At 39.2% G+C, this 18,916-nt stretch carries 15 protein-coding genes; 13 read left to right on the top strand and 2 right to left on the bottom strand.

Features of this window, described 5'->3' with window-relative positions; genetic code table 11:
- Nucleotides 1-231 precede the first annotated feature (231 nt).
- The 6 genes from mdh (at nucleotide 232) to lpdA (ending at nucleotide 9,226) form a co-directional block, all read left to right on the top strand.
- Nucleotides 232-1,194, top strand: coding sequence for a malate dehydrogenase (gene mdh / locus ABD909_RS02805; protein WP_345096443.1), 963 nt, complete (start codon nucleotides 232-234; stop codon nucleotides 1,192-1,194).
- 89 nt (nucleotides 1,195-1,283) lie between these two features.
- Complete coding sequence (gene sucC / locus ABD909_RS02800; protein WP_345096442.1) at nucleotides 1,284-2,480, top strand: ADP-forming succinate--CoA ligase subunit beta; 1,197 nt, start codon at nucleotides 1,284-1,286, stop codon at nucleotides 2,478-2,480.
- A gap of 3 nt (nucleotides 2,481-2,483) precedes the next feature.
- Nucleotides 2,484-3,386: a succinate--CoA ligase subunit alpha gene (gene sucD, locus ABD909_RS02795; RefSeq protein ID WP_345096441.1), complete on the top strand. Its 903-nt coding sequence runs from the start codon at nucleotides 2,484-2,486 to the stop codon at nucleotides 3,384-3,386.
- Between the two features lie 157 nt (nucleotides 3,387-3,543).
- Nucleotides 3,544-6,543, top strand: coding sequence for a 2-oxoglutarate dehydrogenase E1 component (locus ABD909_RS02790; RefSeq protein ID WP_345096440.1), 3,000 nt, complete (start codon nucleotides 3,544-3,546; stop codon nucleotides 6,541-6,543).
- Nucleotides 6,544-6,575: 32 nt separating this feature from the next.
- Nucleotides 6,576-7,787, top strand: a complete 1,212-nt coding sequence (gene odhB, locus ABD909_RS02785) for a 2-oxoglutarate dehydrogenase complex dihydrolipoyllysine-residue succinyltransferase (RefSeq protein WP_345096439.1) — start codon at nucleotides 6,576-6,578, stop codon at nucleotides 7,785-7,787.
- A 32-nt stretch (nucleotides 7,788-7,819) separates the two neighbouring features.
- Nucleotides 7,820-9,226: a dihydrolipoyl dehydrogenase gene (gene lpdA, locus ABD909_RS02780; RefSeq protein WP_345096438.1), complete on the top strand. Its 1,407-nt coding sequence runs from the start codon at nucleotides 7,820-7,822 to the stop codon at nucleotides 9,224-9,226.
- Between the two features lie 335 nt (nucleotides 9,227-9,561).
- Here lpdA and ABD909_RS02775 read toward each other — a convergent pair whose 3' ends face one another.
- Together ABD909_RS02775 and ABD909_RS02770 are read right to left on the bottom strand one after the other, a co-directional pair.
- Nucleotides 9,562-10,800, bottom strand: a complete 1,239-nt coding sequence (locus ABD909_RS02775) for a saccharopine dehydrogenase family protein (RefSeq protein ID WP_345096437.1) — start codon at nucleotides 10,798-10,800, stop codon at nucleotides 9,562-9,564.
- Nucleotides 10,801-10,859: 59 nt separating this feature from the next.
- Nucleotides 10,860-11,957, bottom strand: coding sequence for a carboxynorspermidine decarboxylase (locus ABD909_RS02770; RefSeq protein WP_345096436.1), 1,098 nt, complete (start codon nucleotides 11,955-11,957; stop codon nucleotides 10,860-10,862).
- Nucleotides 11,958-12,125: 168 nt separating this feature from the next.
- Here ABD909_RS02770 and ABD909_RS02765 point away from each other — a divergent pair, with 168 nt between their 5' ends.
- The 7 genes from ABD909_RS02765 to mnhG all read left to right on the top strand — a co-directional run bounded on the left by ABD909_RS02765 (nucleotide 12,126) and on the right by mnhG (nucleotide 18,907).
- Nucleotides 12,126-12,614, top strand: coding sequence for a BA14K family protein (locus ABD909_RS02765; protein WP_345096435.1), 489 nt, complete (start codon nucleotides 12,126-12,128; stop codon nucleotides 12,612-12,614).
- Nucleotides 12,615-12,852: 238 nt separating this feature from the next.
- Nucleotides 12,853-15,774 (top strand): monovalent cation/H+ antiporter subunit A, encoded by a 2,922-nt coding sequence (locus ABD909_RS02760; protein WP_345096434.1) that lies wholly within the window; start codon nucleotides 12,853-12,855, stop codon nucleotides 15,772-15,774.
- Nucleotides 15,774-16,115, top strand: a complete 342-nt coding sequence (locus ABD909_RS02755; RefSeq protein WP_345096433.1) for a Na+/H+ antiporter subunit C — start codon at nucleotides 15,774-15,776, stop codon at nucleotides 16,113-16,115. The genes ABD909_RS02760 and ABD909_RS02755 overlap by 1 nt, the downstream gene beginning before the upstream one ends.
- Entirely contained in the window at nucleotides 16,115-17,737 is a 1,623-nt protein-coding gene (locus tag ABD909_RS02750) for a monovalent cation/H+ antiporter subunit D (protein WP_345096581.1), read from the top strand. The genes ABD909_RS02755 and ABD909_RS02750 overlap by 1 nt, the downstream gene beginning before the upstream one ends.
- Entirely contained in the window at nucleotides 17,734-18,219 is a 486-nt protein-coding gene (locus tag ABD909_RS02745; protein WP_345096432.1) for a Na+/H+ antiporter subunit E, read from the top strand. Before ABD909_RS02750 ends, ABD909_RS02745 begins: the two co-directional genes overlap by 4 nt.
- Nucleotides 18,216-18,497 carry a K+/H+ antiporter subunit F gene (locus ABD909_RS02740; RefSeq protein WP_345096431.1) on the top strand — a complete coding sequence of 94 codons (282 nt, stop codon included), beginning with the start codon at nucleotides 18,216-18,218 and terminating at the stop codon, nucleotides 18,495-18,497. The genes ABD909_RS02745 and ABD909_RS02740 overlap by 4 nt, the downstream gene beginning before the upstream one ends.
- Entirely contained in the window at nucleotides 18,494-18,907 is a 414-nt protein-coding gene (gene mnhG, locus ABD909_RS02735; RefSeq protein ID WP_345096430.1) for a monovalent cation/H(+) antiporter subunit G, read from the top strand. The genes ABD909_RS02740 and mnhG overlap by 4 nt, the downstream gene beginning before the upstream one ends.
- The last annotated feature ends 9 nt before the right edge of the window (nucleotides 18,908-18,916 follow it).

Here is an 18,916-nt window from a genome sequence, read left to right as displayed (position 1 = left end):
GTAATAATTCTATTGTATTTTATAAAAATTCACTTTATCGGTAATATTATAGTGTTTTTTAATAGGCATGTTCGTGTGGAGGATTGAGGCTTCTATGAAGTAAAGAAGTTTAATAAATTTCTTTTATTCTTTTAAAGATATTGTTAAAAAATGACTAAAGTCAAAGAAAATATTGAATATATCGGCGCAACTTAAGTATACGCTGTGTTTTATGAAGTTAGGAAAAATAAAATGGCACGGAAAAAAATAGCTCTCATTGGTTCGGGAATGATAGGTGGTACTTTAGCACATATGATTGGGCTTAAAGAGCTGGGTGATGTTGTCTTGTTTGATATTGCGGAAGGAATGCCACAGGGTAAGGCTCTTGATATTGCTGAATCTTCACCTGTTGATGGGTTTGATGTGAGCTTAAAAGGTGTAAATGCTTATGAGGCTATTGAGGGTGCTGATGTTGTTATTGTAACAGCAGGTGTTGCACGCAAACCAGGTATGAGTCGTGATGATCTTCTTGATATTAATTTAAAAGTGATGGAACAAGTTGGTGTTGGGATAAAAAAATATGCGTCTTCAGCGTTTATTATTTGTGTTACCAACCCTCTTGATGTAATGGTTTGGGCGTTGCAGAAATTTTCAGGTCTTCCTGTGCATAAAGTGGTTGGTATGGCTGGTATCCTTGATTCGGCGCGGTTTCGTTATTTCTTGTCTGAAGAATTTAAGGTTTCTGTTAAAGATGTGACAGCGTTTGTTTTAGGGGGACATGGTGATTCAATGGTGCCTTTGGTGCGTTATTCAACAGTTGCTGGTATTTCTTTACCTGATCTTGTGAAGATGGGCTGGACTACACAAGAAAAAATTAATCAAATTATCCAACGTACTCGTGATGGTGGTGCAGAAATTGTTAGTTTGTTAAAAACAGGCTCTGCTTTTTATGCACCTGCTGCTTCTGCTGTTTCTATGGCTGAAGCATATTTGAAGGATACTAAGCGTGTTTTTCCTGTCGCGGCTTATCTTTCAGGAGAATACGGAGTTAATGATACTTATGTTGGTGTTCCTGTCGTACTCGGTGCGGGCGGTGTTGAACGAGTCGTTGAAATTGATCTTGATAAAGAAGAAAGAGGTGCTTTTGAGCATTCAGTAAATGCGGTTAAAAAGCTTTGTGAGGCTTGTATCGCTCTTGTGCCTAGTCTCAAATAAATTAAGCAAGATTCTGTTCATGAAAACAGAGTGTTTAATATTGGAATTTTAAGATTAATAAATAATCCATAAAAGAAAAGGACAAATGCATGAATATCCATGAATATCAGGCTAAACGTCTGCTTCATGAATATGGAGCACCGATCGCAAATGGTGTTGCTATTTATTCTGTAGAGCAAGCTGAAACATGGGCAAAGAAATTGCCTGGACCACTCTATGTGGTTAAAAGTCAAATACATGCTGGTGGTCGTGGTAAAGGAAAGTTTAAAGAACTTGATTCTGAGGCAAAAGGTGGTGTTCGGCTTGCAAAATCTGTTGAAGAAGTTGTTGCAAATGTCCAAGAAATGCTTGGTAAAACTTTGGTAACAAAACAAACTGGTCCAGAAGGTAAACAGGTCAACCGCCTTTATATTGAGGATGGTGCTGATATTGAGCGCGAGCTTTATCTTTCAATTTTAGTAGATCGTAGCGTTGGTTTAGTTGCTTTTGTTGTTTCAACAGAAGGTGGAATGGATATTGAAACGGTTGCTGAAGAAACACCAGAAAAAATATTGTCTCTGCCCATTGATGCTACACAAGGTATTACTTCTTCTGATTGTACAAAGCTTTGTGATGCATTGGAGTTGCAAGGGAGTGCGCGAGAAGATGGAGAAAAACTTTTTCCAATTCTCTATAAAGTGTTTTGTGAAAAAGATATGAGCCTTCTTGAAATCAATCCGCTTATTGTGATGAAAGATGGTCATTTGCGTGTTCTTGATGCGAAAGTTTCTTTTGATAATAATGCTTTGTTTCGTCATCCAGATATCTTGGAATTGCGTGACACTTCAGAAGAAGACCCCAAAGAAATTGAAGCATCAAAGCATGATCTTGCTTATGTTGCTCTTGAGGGCACAATTGGTTGTATGGTCAATGGTGCAGGTCTTGCTATGGCGACAATGGATATTATTAAACTTTATGGAGCTGAACCAGCAAATTTCCTCGATGTTGGTGGTGGGGCTTCAAAAGAAAAGGTAACTGCTGCTTTTAAAATTATTACTGCTGATCCAAATGTTAAAGGCATTCTGGTTAATATTTTTGGTGGTATTATGCGTTGCGATGTCATTGCTGAGGGAGTGGTTGCGGCTGTTCGTGAAGTTGGTTTGAAGGTTCCTTTGGTTGTTCGTCTTGAAGGCACAAATGTTGAGCAGGGTAAAGCAATTATCAGTGACAGTGGTTTGAATGTTATTCCCGCTGATGATTTAGATGATGCTGCTCAAAAAATTGTAGCAGCCGTAAAGGGAGCTTAAGTGATGTCAATTCTTGTGAATAAGAATACAAAAGTTCTGGTGCAAGGGCTTACAGGAAAAACGGGAACATTTCATACAGAACAAGCACTTGCTTATCATGGAACGCAAATGGTTGGTGGTGTCAATCCTAAAAAAGGTGGTGAGATATGGCAGGGGGCAAAAGGCGAAACTCTTCCTATTTTTAGCAGTGTTGCAGAAGGAAAGGAAAAAACAGGTGCGGATGCTTCCGTTATTTATGTTCCTCCTGCAGGCGCGGCAGCAGCTATTATAGAAGCTATTGATGCAGATATCCGTTTGATTATCTGTATTACCGAAGGCATTCCTGTTATGGATATGGTGAAAGTAAAGGCGAAGTTGGAAAATTCGCAATCGCGTCTTATTGGTCCTAATTGTCCTGGTATCCTTACACCAAATGAATGTAAAATCGGTATTATGCCTGGTTCTATTTTTAGAAAAGGCTCTGTCGGGGTTGTCTCGCGGTCGGGAACTTTAACCTATGAAGCTGTCTTTCAGACGAGTCATGAGGGACTGGGGCAGACAACAGCTATTGGTATTGGCGGTGATCCTGTTAAGGGTACTGAATTTATTGATGTGTTGGAAATGTTTTTGGCTGATGATGAAACTCAATCTATTGTTATGATTGGTGAAATTGGTGGTTCTGCTGAAGAAGATGCTGCACAGTTTCTTCAAGATGAAGCAAGAAAAGGTCGTAAAAAACCAGTGGTTGGTTTTATTGCTGGTCGTACAGCGCCTCCAGGGCGTACAATGGGACATGCTGGTGCTGTTATCTCTGGTGGTAAAGGTGGGGCAGAAGATAAAATTGCTGCAATGGAATCGGCAGGAATTCGGGTTTCTCCTTCACCATCACAGATAGGTAAGACCTTGATGTCGGTTTTGAAGGGATAAAAGAAAACTTCATCCTAATAAGAATGTATTCTTATTAGGATGAAGTATTGTATGTAAAAAAGGTGAAGCTTTTTGGATTTTCTGGTTCGCGTTTGCTTTACAAACGTTAAAGGTAGAAAAAATATAAGGAGACGGAATAAATGTTCCGGAGAGACATATGGCAAGGCAAGACGAGATAAATAGTCTTTTTGCACAAACATCGTTTCTGTATGGTGGAAATGCGGATTATATAGATCAACTTTATGCCAAATATGAAAAGGATCCCAGCAGTGTGGATTCTCAGTGGCGTACTTTTTTTGAAAATCTTCATGATAAAAAAGAGGATGTTCTCAGAAATGCTGAAGGAGCAACATGGCAACGTGATCATTGGCCGTTAAAAGCAAATGGTGAATTGGTTTCTGCTCTCGATGGAGATTGGTCTGCTCTTGAAAAACAGGTTGGGGATAAATTAAAGAAAAAGGCAGCAACGGATGTTGCGCAAAAAGAAGCAATCTCTAGCGAACAAGATATTATTCGCGCTACACGTGATTCTGTTCATGCATTGATGATGATTCGTGCTTTTCGTGCAAGAGGGCATCTTCGTGCAAAGCTTGATCCCCTTCAATTGGCAGACAAACTTGAAGATTATAAGGAACTTGCTCCAGAAGCCTATGGTTTTACGGTTGCTGATTATGAGCGGCCAATTTTTATTGATAATGTTTTAGGATTGGAATACGCGACTATCCCGCAAATGCTTGAGATTCTTAATCGTACCTATTGTTCAACAATTGGTGTGGAATATATGCATATTTCTGATCCTGCTCAAAAAGCATGGCTTCAAGAACGTATTGAAGGACCAGATAAGCAGATTGCTTTCACACAGAATGGCAAAAAAGCGATCTTTAAAAAGCTTATTGAGGCAGAAGGGTTCGAACAGTTTTTAGATACAAAATATAAAGGAACAAAGCGTTTTGGACTTGATGGTGGTGAAGCACTGATTCCTGCTCTCGAACAAATTATTAAATGTAGTAGTGCTTTGGGGGTGCAGGAAATTGTTTTAGGAATGGCACATCGTGGTCGTTTAAATGTTCTTTCACAAGTTCTGGCAAAACCACATCGCGCTATTTTTCACGAATTTAAGGGTGGGTCTTATAAGCCTGATGATGTAGAGGGATCAGGTGATGTGAAATATCATTTGGGAACTTCAGCTGATCTTGAATTTGATGGTAAAAAAGTTCATCTATCGCTTGTAGCTAACCCATCTCATCTTGAGATTGTTGATCCGGTGGTCATTGGCAAGGCGCGTGCTAAACAAGATCAACTTGTGGAACGTATGCACAGTGATGAACTTCCATTGCATGAGCGTTCAAAGGTCTTGCCATTGCTTATTCATGGTGACGCTGCTTTTGCAGGGCAGGGTGTTATTCAGGAAACTTTTGGCCTTTCAGGTCTTAAGGGTTACAATGTTGCTGGTTCTATCCATGTGATTATCAATAATCAGATTGGTTTTACAACCGATCCGCGTTTTTCGCGTTCTTCACCTTATCCGTCAGATGTAGCAAAAATGATCGATGCGCCTATTTTTCATGTGAATGGTGATGATCCTGAGGCGGTTGTTTTTGTTACAAAAGTTGCGACAGAATTTCGTCAAATTTTCCATAAGCCAGTGGTGATTGATATGTTCTGTTATCGCCGTTATGGACATAATGAAGGTGATGAACCTTCCTTCACGCAGCCGCTTATGTATAAAGCTATCCGTAATCATAAAACAGTTTTGCAGCTTTATGCCGACCAATTGATAGCGGAAGGGGTGGTGACTGTAGAAGAATTTGAACAACAAAAAAAGCTCTGGCGCGATAAACTTGAAGCTGAACTTGAAGTAAGTGCTTCTTATAAGCCTAACAAGGCTGATTGGCTTGATGGAAGCTGGACCGGTCTTAAAGCTTCCACCAGTGCTGATGAGCAACAGTGTGGTGTGACAGGTGTTGAATTAAAAACTCTAAAGGAAATTGGTAAGAAACTTGTCGAGATTCCAGCCGATTTTCATGTTCATAAAACGATACAGCGTTTTTTAAGCAACCGTGCTAAAATCTTTGAAACTGGTGAGGGTGTTGATTGGGCAACCGCTGAAGCTCTCGCTTTTGGTTCGCTCTGCTTAGAAGGAGCACCTGTTCGTCTTTCCGGTGAGGATGTTGAACGAGGAACTTTTTCACAACGTCATTCAGTTCTTTACGATCAGGAAAATGAAGCCCGTTATATCCCATTAAATAATTTGCAAAAGGGACAGGCGCTTTATGAGGTTGTTAATTCTATGCTTTCTGAAGAAGCTGTTCTTGGTTTCGAATATGGATATTCTCTTGCTGAACCACGGGGATTAACACTTTGGGAAGCACAATTTGGTGATTTTTCTAATGGTGCACAAGTCATTTTTGATCAATTTATTTCATCTGCTGAGCGTAAGTGGCTTCGTATGTCTGGTCTTGTTTGCTTGTTGCCACATGGTTTTGAAGGACAAGGGCCAGAACATTCTTCAGCACGTTTGGAACGTTTTCTTCAACTTTGTGCAGAAGATAATATGCAGGTTGCTAATTGTACAACACCTGCAAATTATTTTCATATTTTGCGTCGGCAGATTAAACGTGATTTTCGTAAGCCATTGATTTTAATGACGCCAAAATCACTTTTACGTCATAAGAGAGCCGTTTCTTTTCTCAATGAAATGGAACTAGAAACGAATTTTCACCGTTTGTTGCTTGATGATGCAGAACGCCTCAAAGATTCTGTCATTAAGTTGCAAAAAGATAATAAAATTCGTCGTATCGTTCTTTGTACAGGAAAAGTTTATTACGATCTTTATGAAGAACGTGAAAAAAGGGGTGTTGATGATGTTTATTTGCTTCGTGTTGAACAGCTGTATCCTTTTCCTGCAAAAGCTTTGGTGGATGTGTTATCTCGATTTTTGCAAGCAGAAATTGTTTGGTGCCAAGAGGAACCAAAGAATATGGGGGCTTGGTCATTTATTGAGCCTTATTTAGAATGGGTTTTGACACATATTAGTGCGCAATATTCACGGGCACGTTATGCAGGACGTCCTGCTAGTGCATCACCAGCCTCTGGGTTGATGGTGAAACATCTTGAACAGCTTGCTGCGTTTCTTGAAGACGCATTAGGCTCTTAATTTATGACTACTCTGATGTATGGAAAAATATTATGACTACTGAAATTCGTGTTCCTACTTTGGGCGAATCGGTTACCGAAGCGACTGTTGGTAAATGGTTTAAAAAGCTTGGTGAAACTGTTGCTATGGATGAACCTTTGGTTGAATTAGAAACTGATAAGGTAACGGTTGAGGTTCCTTCACCTGTTGCAGGGAAATTATCTGAAATCATTGCAAAAGAAGGCGATACGGTTGAAGTGAATGCGCTCTTAGGGGCGGTTGAAGCAGGAGTAGCTGGTGTTTCTCAATCATTTTCACCTGCTGCTACACCTATTTCTGCGGCTGAATCTGCGGTAGAGAAGTCTTCTTCCAGTGGTACAATGCCTCCTGCACCTTCGGCAGCGAAAATGATGGCAGAAAATAATGTTGCAAAAAGTGATGTTTCTGGTTCTGGAAAGCGAGGACAAATTCTCAAAGAGGATGTTCTTGGGGTGTTAGAAAAACAGATAAAAACACCTTCTTCTGCGGTTTCTACATCTAGCTCTCCGGTAGCTCATGTTCAGCAAATACATGAAGAGCGCGTTCGTATGACAAAATTGCGCCAAACAATTGCCCGTCGTCTTAAAGATGCCCAGAATACAGCGGCAATGTTAACCACATTTAATGAGGTTGATATGTCTGCAGTGATGGATTTGCGTAAGCGTTATAAAGATATTTTTGAAAAAAAACATGGTGTTAAGCTTGGTTTTATGGGATTTTTTACCAAGGCTGTTTGTCATGCATTAAAAGAACTTCCTGCTGTTAATGCAGAAATTGATGGAACAGATATTATTTATAAAAACTATGTTAATGCAGGAATTGCTGTTGGAACGGATAAGGGGCTTGTTGTTCCCGTTGTGCGTGATGCTGATCAGATGTCACTTGCGGAGATTGAAAAAGAGATTGGTCGTTTGGGACGTCTTGCTCGTGATGGAAAATTAGCCGTTTCTGACATGCAGGGTGGGACTTTTACCATTACAAATGGGGGGGTTTATGGATCGTTAATGTCGACGCCAATTTTGAATGCACCACAGTCTGGTATTTTGGGAATGCATGCGATTAAAGAGCGGGCAATGGTTGTGGAGGGACAAATCGTCATTCGTCCCATGATGTATCTGGCACTTTCTTATGATCATCGTATTGTCGATGGCCAAGAAGCAGTGACTTTCCTTGTGCGTGTTAAGGAAAGTTTGGAAGATCCGGAACGCCTTGTTCTTGACTTGTAAAAGTACAATTTTCAGGATGAAAGGAAAAACGGATGTCTTACGATGTAGTTGTGATTGGAGCAGGGCCAGGTGGTTATGTCGCGGCAATAAAAGCGGCACAATTGGGGCTTAAAACGGCAATTATTGAAAAACGTGTGGCATTAGGGGGGACATGCCTTAATGTTGGCTGTATTCCTTCTAAAGCGTTGTTGCATGCCTCAGAAGTGTTTGCTGAAACACAACATGGTTTTGAAATACTTGGTATTTCTATTGCAAAATCTAAGTTTAATCTTGAACAGATGATGGCGCATAAAAAAGCTGTGGTGACAGCCAATACAAGCGGTGTCTCTTTTTTGATGAAAAAAAATAAAGTTGACACTTTATTTGGTACAGCGAAAATTTTAAGCGCAGGTTATGTGGAAGTTGTTGCCCGGGATGGTAGCACACAAAAAATTGAAACAAAAAATATTATTATTGCTACGGGTTCAGAGAGTGCGAGTATTCCTGGATTAAACGTTGAAATTGATGAAAAGGTTGTGGTCTCTTCTACAGGAGCCCTTGCTCTTGAAAAAGTGCCAATGCGTATGATTGTTGTTGGAGCCGGTGTTATTGGTTCAGAGCTTGGTTCGGTTTGGAGCCGTTTGGGTGCAAAGGTAACCATTATTGAATATCTTAATAAAGTTTTAGGATCAATGGATGGTGAAGTTTCACGGCAGTTCCAAAAAATCATGGAAAAACAGGGGATTGAATATAAGACTGGTGCAAAAGTCACAGCTATTACGCAATCTGGTTCAACGGCTAAGGTCAGTTTTGAAGCGGTTAAAGGCGGTGAATCTGAAGCTTTAGAGGCCGATGTTGTGCTTATCGCAACTGGACGTTCTCCATACACGGAAGGTCTTGGATTGAATGAGGCTGGTGTCCAGGTGGATGAGCGCGGTTTTATTGACATCGATGCTCAGTGGCAGACAAATGTACCAGGAATTTATGCGATTGGAGATGTTGTTAAAGGACCGATGTTGGCACATAAGGCAGAAGAAGAAGGTATTGCTGTAGCAGAAATTTTGGCTGGTCAAAGAGGGCATGTTAATTTTGATGTGATTCCCAGCGTTGTTTATACACAGCCGGAAATTGCCAGTGTAGGTAAGACAGAAGAAGAACTTAAAGCTGCTGGTATTGAATATAATGTTGGTAAGTTTCCTTTCATGGCAAATGGTCGCGCACGTGCTATGCACAAGAGTGATGGGTTTGTTAAAATTCTTGCTGATAAAAAGACAGATCGGGTGTTGGGAGGGCATATTCTTGGATTTGGTGCTGGCGAAATGATCCATGAAATTGCAGTCTTAATGGAGTTTGGTGGTTCATCAGAAGATTTGGGACGTTGTTGCCATGCGCATCCTACTTTATCAGAAGTAGTGCGCGAAGCGGCTTTAGCGACATTTGCTAAACCACTTCATATCTAAAAGCGCTTTGAATATTTTATGAGTTTTCTTGAAAACGTCTAAAAGATAGTTTACTGACAAATTTATACGCTGTATGTTTTGGGAAAAACCGCTTTTGAAAGAGCGGTTTTTCTGTCTGTAAGTAAAATAAGAATGACATTTCTCAGGCCTATTGTATCTATTGAGCAATTATGTAATCTTTCAGGTTCTACAGAGAAATTTTATTTCTCAATATTTCTTTCAACTATAGATTGCTTTATTTTTTGATGTAAAAGCGGTCCTCAAATAGTTCTTATTATACATCAAAGATGCTTTATCATCGTTAAAGAACAACATTTTATGACACTATAGACAAATTAAAACTGTAATTTTTTTTCTTCTTGTTGTTCTTTTATATAGGTGGAAAGCCCCATACGATCGAGATGTTTGAGAAAAGGTTGTGACGGCAATTCTTCTACATTGACCATGGTTTTCACATCCCATTCACCGGTGGCAATAAGGAGAGCTGCTGTTGCTGCTGGTACACCGGCTGTATAGGAAATGCCTTGTGCACCGGTTTCATTAAAGGCTTGTTTATGATCAGCTATATTATAGATAAAAATTTCTTTTGGTTTTCCATCTTTTTCGCCTTTAATAATATCTCCGATACAAGTTTTGCCCGTGTAGTCTGGTGCTAGAGAAGCTGGATCGGGTAAAACAGCTTTCACAACTTTCAAAGGAATGACTTCTTGACCTTCTGCTGTTGTAACTGGTTGTTCAGATAAAAGTCCGAGATTTTTTAAGACGGTAAAAACAGTGATGTAATGTTCACTAAATCCCATCCAGAAACGGACATTTTGAACATCAAAATTTTTCGATAAGGAATGAATTTCATCATGTCCTGTCATGTAGGCTTTTTGTTTTCCAACAACGGGAAGATCCCATTCATGGCTGATTTCAAACATTTTATTGGAAACCCATTGTTTATTTTGCCAAGACCATACCTGTCCTGTAAATTCGCGAAAGTTAATTTCTGGATCAAAATTCGTGGCAAACCAGCGTCCATGATTTCCAGCGTTAATGTCAATAATATCGATATCAGTGATCTTATCGAAATAACATTTATGTGCAACTGCTGCATAAGCATTCACAACACCTGGATCAAAGCCTGCGCCTAAAATCGCAGTGATACCAGCTTGTTCGCATTCTTGACGCCGAGGCCATTCATAATTGCCATACCAGGGTGGTGTTTCACAAATTTTAAGAGGATCTTCGTGAATGGCAGTATCGATATAAGCACATTTGGTTTTGATACAAGCTGAAAGAACGGACATATTGAGAAAGGCTGAGCCAACATTGATGACAATTTCACATTTGGTTTTTTGGATGAGTTTTACAGTTTCTTCTATATTCATGGCATTGAGTGTATGCGCTTTAAGAACGCCTTGTTCTTTCATAGATTTTTTTTCTTTAATGGAAGCAATGATGGCTTCACATTTTTTGGCTGTTCGTGAAGCAATATGAATTTCACCAAAAATATCATTGTTTTGAGCGCATTTATGCGCAACAACTTGTGCAACACCTCCAGCACCAATAATGAGAACATTTTTCTTCATCGGGGGGTCATCTCCTTTTCAATACTGTTTGTTGTATAACGTTTTTTATGGTTATTCTTTCATGAAAGATTTGTCTGATAATCATTGTAGTTAAATTGTCGTTGAAGTGTTAGTGTACCATCACATTCTTTAATAACAATGGCAGGCATTGAAACGCCATTAAACCAGTTTTTCTTAACCATTGTATAGCCCGCTGCATCCTGAAAAGATAATCTATCGCCTATTTTAAGAGGTTTTGGAAAGTGAAATGTTCCAAAAATGTCACCGGCAAGGCAAGATTTTCCGCAGACCATAATTTCGTACGGTCCTTGATTTGATTCTAATTTGGCATTTTCACGATAAATGAGAAGATCAAGCATATGAGCTTCAATGGAACTATCAACAATAGCAAGTTTTTTTTCATTATACAATGTATCGAGAACAGTGACTTCTAGGGTAGTACTTTTTGTTATAGAAGCTTCTCCTGGTTCTAAAAAAATGCTGACGCCATAAGTTTCTGAGAAGTGTTTTAAGCGTTTTGCAAAAGTTTCTAGGGGATAATTTTCAGCTGTAAAATGAATTCCACCGCCAAGACTTATCCAATCAACGGCGGCGAAAAGTTCTGCAAATTTTTCTTCCATATACTCAAGCATTTTGTTGAAAAGATTAAAATCAGCATTTTCGCAATTGTTATGAATCATCAAGCCATTAATGAGAGGAAGAACTTTTTTAATAGCGCTTTTATTGGTTTCTCCTAAGCGACTAAAGGGGCGAGAAGGATTAGCAAGATCAAAATGAGAAGCACTGATGCCTGGATTTAACCTTAGACCTCGTTGAATGTTTTTTGTTTTATCAGAAAAACGTTGAAGTTGTTGGATGGAATTAAAAATAATTTTATCTGCGTAGCTACAAGCTTCATCAATTTCATGATCTGCCCAAGCAACTGAATAAGCATGGGTTTCTTTGCCAAATTTTTCTCTTCCCAAGCGCAGTTCATAAAGGGAGGATGATGTGGTTCCATCCATAAATTCAGACATGAAATCAAAAACACTCCATGTGGCAAAACATTTCAAAGCAAGCAAAACTTTTGCTCCAGACATCGCGCGTAAGCGCGCAATAACCTCCATATTTTTTATGAGTTTCATTTTGTCTATAAGGTAATAGGGGGTTCTTATCATTATTTATCCATTCTCTATTTGAAGGATCTTATTGCGAAGATGAACGTTTAGTACAAAGAGCAACAGAATGTCTCAAGAAAAAGAGTCTTAAAAAAAGAATTTGTTTCTGTCTAGCCGTAGAAAGACTTTCTGTAATTGCTTTTGTTTTTTTATGTTGAGATTTGCGTTATGTATATGAAAAAAAAATTATATTATGCTTTAGCGCTTCTATTTATTGGCAGCTTTTTCATTATCACAACCAATATTATTGATGTTGCGCAAAATAACAGCGACGTTGAAGCTAAAGTGACTTCTTCGGCTTTGGTTCAGGAAAATCCGGTGCCGCTGGTTTTTACAGGGCGTAGAGAACTTAATGGTTTTAAAGGGTATCATAATTATCGACGTGGTTATCGTAAATATAAAGATAATTGGTGGTATCCTGAAGCTGCCTTTGTTGTGTTAGCGCACCCGGATACAAAACAGGCGTCATTAAAAATTTTGTCAGATATGAAAAGCACATTTTTGGTTTCTTCTTTGAAAAAAAAAGAGCTATGGATGCTTAAACAACATATCGAATCTTGCTTAGCACGTTATCGCTCGTATAATAAAAATGATAATAGCTATCAGCCTTTTTATGGTCCTCGCAAACCCTGTTTTTCAAGCTTTTTTAAAGGTTAGAAATTATTAAGATATAGAAAAATCTGTATCAGCTCTTGTCGTTCTCGTTCCCGCTCTTAAAATAAAGAGGGATGTTGTATGTTGCATATTTTTTACGCAACAGTTGTTTTTTGAAAATTTAAAATACTTTTAAATTTTATTAAATCTTATTATCGTTAAGTATAAGATGAGGAGGGGGGATAATATAAATTTTTTTTGTCATAGACAAAATATTTAAAGATAGGATGGAGCTTAGAGAATGACAACACGGGAAGCAATGTTGATATTGCTCGTTTTGCTTCCCTTTGGCGGAAGTGCTGTTATTGGTTTTTTTCGTTCGACAGCAAAGAATAATGAAGCGTGGTTTGCTGGGGTTATTGCACTTTTTACGCTTCTTTTTACAATAGCCTTATATCCAGCAGTTTACGGAAATCGTATCGTGCGTTTAGATATTGCTTGGCTTCCAGAGTGGGGGGGCTATTTGATCCTTCGTATGGATGGCCTATCTTGGCTTTTTTGTTTGCTCATTACAGGAATTGGACTCCTTGTTGTTATTTATGCACGTTATTATATGGATCCGTCAGATTCTGTACCCCGTTTCTTTTCTTTTTTTCTAGCATTTATGGGGTCAATGACAGGAATAGTCTTATCAGGCAATCTTGTCTTCTTGGTTGTCTTTTGGGAGCTCACTAGCATTTTTTCTTTTTTGTTGATTGGTTATTGGTACCATAATGCAAGTGCGCGTGAGGGGGCGCGTATGGCTTTAACAATCACAGGTTTTGGTGGATTTGTCCTTTTTACGGGTGTTTTATTGATCGGCCACATTGTTGGAAGTTTTGATTTGGATAAGGTATTGCAGTCTGGGGATATGATCCGATCAAATGCGCTTTATAATGTTGTCCTTATTTGTATTTTGTTGGGAGGCCTAACGAAAAGTGCCCAATTTCCTTTTCATTTTTGGTTACCTGGTGCTATGGCGGCTCCAACACCCGTGTCAGCTTATTTGCATTCAGCGACAATGGTAAAAGCAGGGTTGTTTTTGCTTGTACGTTTATGGCCTGTTCTCTCTGGAACAGAAACTTGGTTTTGGCTGGTTGGCTTTTCAGGACTCTCAACACTCCTGCTTGGTGCTTATTTTTCCATGTTTCAGCAAGATTTAAAAGGGTTGCTTGCTTATTCAACAATTAGTCATCTTGGCTTGATTACCACACTTTTAAGTCTTGGTAGTCCACTTGCATGTGTTGCAGCAATCTTTCATATGGCTAATCATGCTACCTTTAAAGCTTCTTTATTTATGGCTGCTGGTATTATTGACCACGAGACGGGAACACGTGATATGCGTAAATTGGCAGGGCTTTATCACTCTATGCCTATTACAGCAACTCTTGCTTTGGTGGCGAGTGCAGCGATGGCTGGGGTTCCTTTATTGAATGGTTTTTTATCGAAAGAAATGTTTTTTGCTGAAGCGGTGGAAATGCATATGGACTCATGGCTCGATTGGATTGCACCTTATGTAGCAACACTGGCGAGCCTGTTTAGTGTGACTTATTCTATACGCTTTATTCATAGTGTCTTTTTTGGGAAAAAACCTGTTCATTTACCAAAATTTCCTCATGAACCACCATATTTTATGCGTTTACCAATGGAGCTTTTGGTGTTTATTTGTTTGGCTGTTGGTATTCTTCCTAATTTAACAATAGGACCTATTTTGGATAATGCAGTTGTTTCTGTTTTAGGACCTATGACAATTCCTTATAATTTGGCTGTTTGGCATGGGTTTAATACCCCATTAATGATGAGTTTGGTAGCTTTATTAGGGGGAGGGTTGCTCTATGTTATCGGGCGTCGTTATTTTTTATCTTGTGATGATGGTGCTCCTTTTTTTCGTCATTTGAAAGGAACGCGCATTTTTGAACGCGTTCTGGTGATTATTTCTTGGAAATGGGCACGTGCGGTGGAAGCTGCTTTGTCAACACGTCGTTTGCAAATCCAATTACATTGGATTTTTTTGCTATGTTTTACATTTATTGGTCTTTTACTTTGGTCTGATGGTTTTATTTCAGTGGGATCATTACCGCTTTTCCCACTTGATATACCTTTTCTGGCTCTTTGGTTGGTAGGTGGATCATGTGCCCTTTTAGTGGCTTGGCAAGCAAAATTTCATCGTCTTGCATCGCTTATGTTGTTGGGCGGTGCTGGTTTGATGACTTGCGCAACCTTTTTGTGGCTCTCTGCACCTGATTTGGCAATCACACAATTGGTTGTTGAAGTAGTCACAACCGTTTTATTATTGCTTGGTTTGCGATGGTTGCCTAAACGTTTATATTATCCTGCTTCAACCTCTGTTCGTGTGTCTGTTCGTTTGCGTCGTGTTCGTGATTTCATTATAGCTCTTGTGGGAGGTGTTGGTGTAGCGTGGCTCTCTTTTGCAATAATGACACGCCCGCAAGGTGAAACAGTTTCTGATTTTTTTCTGACAAATGCTTACAGTGGTGCTGGTGGTCGCAATGTTGTCAATGTGTTGTTGGTTGATTTTCGTGGTTTTGATACTATGGGAGAAATTGTCGTTTTGGGTGTTGTTTCACTCACTGTTTTTGCTCTTTTACGACGGTTTCGTCCTGCTCCTGAAAGTATTGATGCGCCTTTTCAAAAACGTGTTCAGAAAGCTTTTGATATGGCTGAGTCTGATCAAGATGTGGGAGATACGGTCTTAAACTACCTTGCTGTTCCGGCTGTTATTATGGGATGGCTCTTTTCGGTTATTGTTGCTTTTTCGGTTTACTTATTTATACGCGGGCACGATCTTCCAGGAGGTGGATTTGTCGGTGGGGTGACTTTAGCGATAGGCTTTATTTTGCAATATCTAGCTCGTGATATTCGTTGGGTAGAAAACCATTTGAAGGTTTTGCCTTTACGTTGGATGGGCGTTGGCTTATTGTTGTCTGTTACAACCGGAATAGGGGCTTGGTTTTTTGGCACTCCTTTTTTAACTTCCTTTTTTCAATATGCGCATCTTCCTTTGATTGGAAAGATTCCTATGGCATCTGCTTTCTTGTTCGATCTTGGCGTGTTTTCTCTTGTCTTAGGAGCAACGGTTCTCATTTTAATTGCACTTGCACACCAGTCCATTCGTAGTTACCGAATCGGTAAGAAACCTCTTTTGAAAGAGAAGGAAAATTAATGGAAGTTGTTCTTTCTTTGGCTATTGGTGTTCTTGTTGGATCAGGCATTTGGCTCATTTTACGCCCACGAACTTTTCAAGTTATTCTTGGTTTGTCTTTAATCTCCTATGGTGTCAATCTTTTTATGTTCTCGATGAGTAGACCACGTAGCAATGCTGCACCAATTGTTGATCCTACTAAAGTCATTAATCCAGAAAATTACATTGATCCTCTTCCTCAGGCGTTGGTTTTAACAGCAATTGTGATTGGTTTTGCAACGACAGCTTTATTTCTAGTTATCTTGCTAGTTTCACGCGGATTAACAGGTTCAGATCACGTTGATGGGCGTGAGGTACAATGATGGAAGATTATCAGCGCCATCTTCTCATTTTGCCTATACTTTTACCGTTAATCACTGGAGCACTCCTGCTTTTTTATGATGAACGCCGTGCAAAACTTAAGTCATTCATAAGCCTTTTTTCTGCGGGATTGTTGGTTATTATCGCTATTTTATTGGTAATGCGTGTTCTTGAAGTTGCACCGGCTGCGAGGATTTATCGATTGGGAAATTGGCCTGCTCCTTTTGGTATTATTTTAGTCCTTGATCGCTTAAGTGCTATGATGCTTGTCCTTTCCAGCTTGTTAATGGTTGCGGCGTTGGTTTTTGCACAGGCCCATTGCTATAAAGCTGGTCCTCATTTCCAGTCTTTGATGCAGTTTTTCATGGTTGGAATAAATGGTGCGTTTTTAACAGGGGATTTGTTCAATTTATTTGTGTTTTTTGAAGTGATGTTAACCGCTTCTTACGGGCTTGCTTTGCACGGTTCCGGTCAGTTACGCGTGCGTGCGGGATTACATTATGTGGTGGTTAATCTTGTGGCTTCCTTATTGTTTCTCATTGGTACGGCACTTATTTATGGAGTCGTTGGTACTTTGAATATGGCTGATTTAGCTGTAAAAATAAAACAGATAGCTTCAACGGATATTGTTCTCTTTGAAATAGGTATTGCGCTTTTAGGAGTTGCCTTTTTACTCAAAGCAGGGATGTGGCCACTTAATTTTTGGCTGATGCCAACTTACAGTGCCGCTGCTGCCCCTGTGGGAGCTTGTTTTGCACTTTTGAGCAAGGTAGGTATTTATATTATTTTACGTTTAGCATTGCTATGGTTTGGTCCTGAAAATGGACATTTTAGCTATTTTGGTCATGTGATTTTATTTTATGGTGGACTTGCTACCATGGCTTTTGGTTTTATTGGTATCTTGGCTAGCCAAGTTTTGGTACGTTTGGCAGCTTATAGCGTTCTTGTCTCTTCTGGTACATTGTTGGCAGCAATTGGGATGGCCAATACAGCACTGACAGCAGCTGCTCTCTTTTATATTGTTTCTTCAACTTTAGCATTGGGCGCTTTTTTTCTTTTGGTGGAGTTGGTGGAACGCTGTCAAGATATAGCGGCGAATGTTTTGACTGTTACAATGGAAGTCTATGGTGATGATGAAGAGGAAGAGGAAGAAGAAATAGGGACATATTTGCCAGCAACCTTGGCGATTCTTGGGGGATGTTTTAGTTTATGTGCAGTTTTAATTATTGGTCTACCACCTTTTTCTGGTTTCGTTGCTAAATTTATGATGTTTATGGCAATCCTAAATCATAGCAAAGAAAGCTTTTCTGATTCTCTACTGGTTTATCAAGATTGGCTTTTTGTGGTTTTTGTCACGTTATCTGGTTTTGCTGCTTTGATTGCTCTGACAAGAGCGGGGATTCGAACTTTTTGGGTTTCTCTTGAAGGAAGAGTTCCCCGTGTGCAGGTGATTGAATTTGCTCCTATTGCTGTTTTACTTGCCTTGTGTTTTCTTATAACAATTGTAGCTGGTCCTGTTAGCCATTATATGTCTGAAACAGCTAAGACTTTGTATAATCCTCAATATTATATTGAGAGTGTGTTAGGTGATTTTTCTCTCAAAAAAAGGGAGAGCGGCCAGTGAATTATTTTTGTCCTTTTCCTTTTTTCAGTCTAGCAATTGTTTGCATGTGGCTGACCTTAAATGATTTTAGTTTAGATCAATTGCTTTTAGGAATTATAATTGCTTTGTTTAGTGGTTGGATAATGCGGTTTCTTGAACCAGAAAAGATTACAATTAAAAGTTGGCGTGCGGTTTTTCTTCTGATTTTTCGCGTATTTATCGATTCTATCATTTCAAATATTTCAGTGGCTCGTTTTGTTTTAACAAAAAAATCTCAAGGGCAGAAATCTGGTTTCATTGTGGTACCCCTTTTGATTGAGAGTCGTACCGCTTTGGCTGTTTTAGCATGTATCCTTTCTGTTACTCCAGGAACTGTTTGGATTGCTTATAATAGAAAAAATGGTGAACTTTTGCTGCATGTTTTAGATTTTGAAAATAGATATAATTACCAACAGTTGATCAAACAACGCTATGAACAATTGCTTTTGGAGATTTTTGCATGAGTATGGTGATTCTTTATTGGGGAATTTTTCTGTCACAGTTTCTTTTAAGTTTGGCAATAATGTTTGCTTTTTTTCGTTTGATTCGTGGTCCACGAGCACAAGATAGAATTGTGGGCTTAGATGCCCTTTATATAACCACTATTCTTTTGTTTTTGACCTTTGATATCCGTTCAGGAACAACCATTTATTTTATTGCTGCTCTCATTATTGGGTTGTTGGGACCTGTATCAAGTATCGCTTTAGCCAAATTTCTTATGCGGGGGGAGATTATTGAATGAAGGATGATATATCGCTTACCGTTGCTCTTGTTGTCACAGCTTTTTTAATCTTAGGATCTGGTCTCACATTGATTGGAACAATAGGATTGCTGCGTCTTTCCAGTTTTTATAAGCGTTTACATATGCTCTCTTTGAGTACGAGTTGGGGGGCTGGAAGTATTCTTATTGCTTCATTTCTTTATTCAGTGTTTGTGGATCACCATTTTGTTTTTCATGAAATCTTACTAATGGGCTTTTTGTTTGTAACAATACCGGTTGCTTCTATGCTCGTATCACAGGCGGCAGCTTATCGACACCATTCAGAAAATAGATTAGAAGAAAGACCGCTGGCTCTTTTAGCACGTCAGATGGAAGAACAACCACCCACATCAAAAGATCTGTCATGCGATAAAGGCCAGCGCAATTTTTGATATGTGAAT

The sequence above is a fragment of the Bartonella acomydis genome, assembly GCF_039543025.1.
Lineage (GTDB): Bacteria > Pseudomonadota > Alphaproteobacteria > Rhizobiales > Rhizobiaceae > Bartonella > Bartonella acomydis.
The sequence above is the reverse complement of the archived record's forward strand: the minus strand, read 5'-3'. Positions and strand labels throughout refer to the sequence as shown.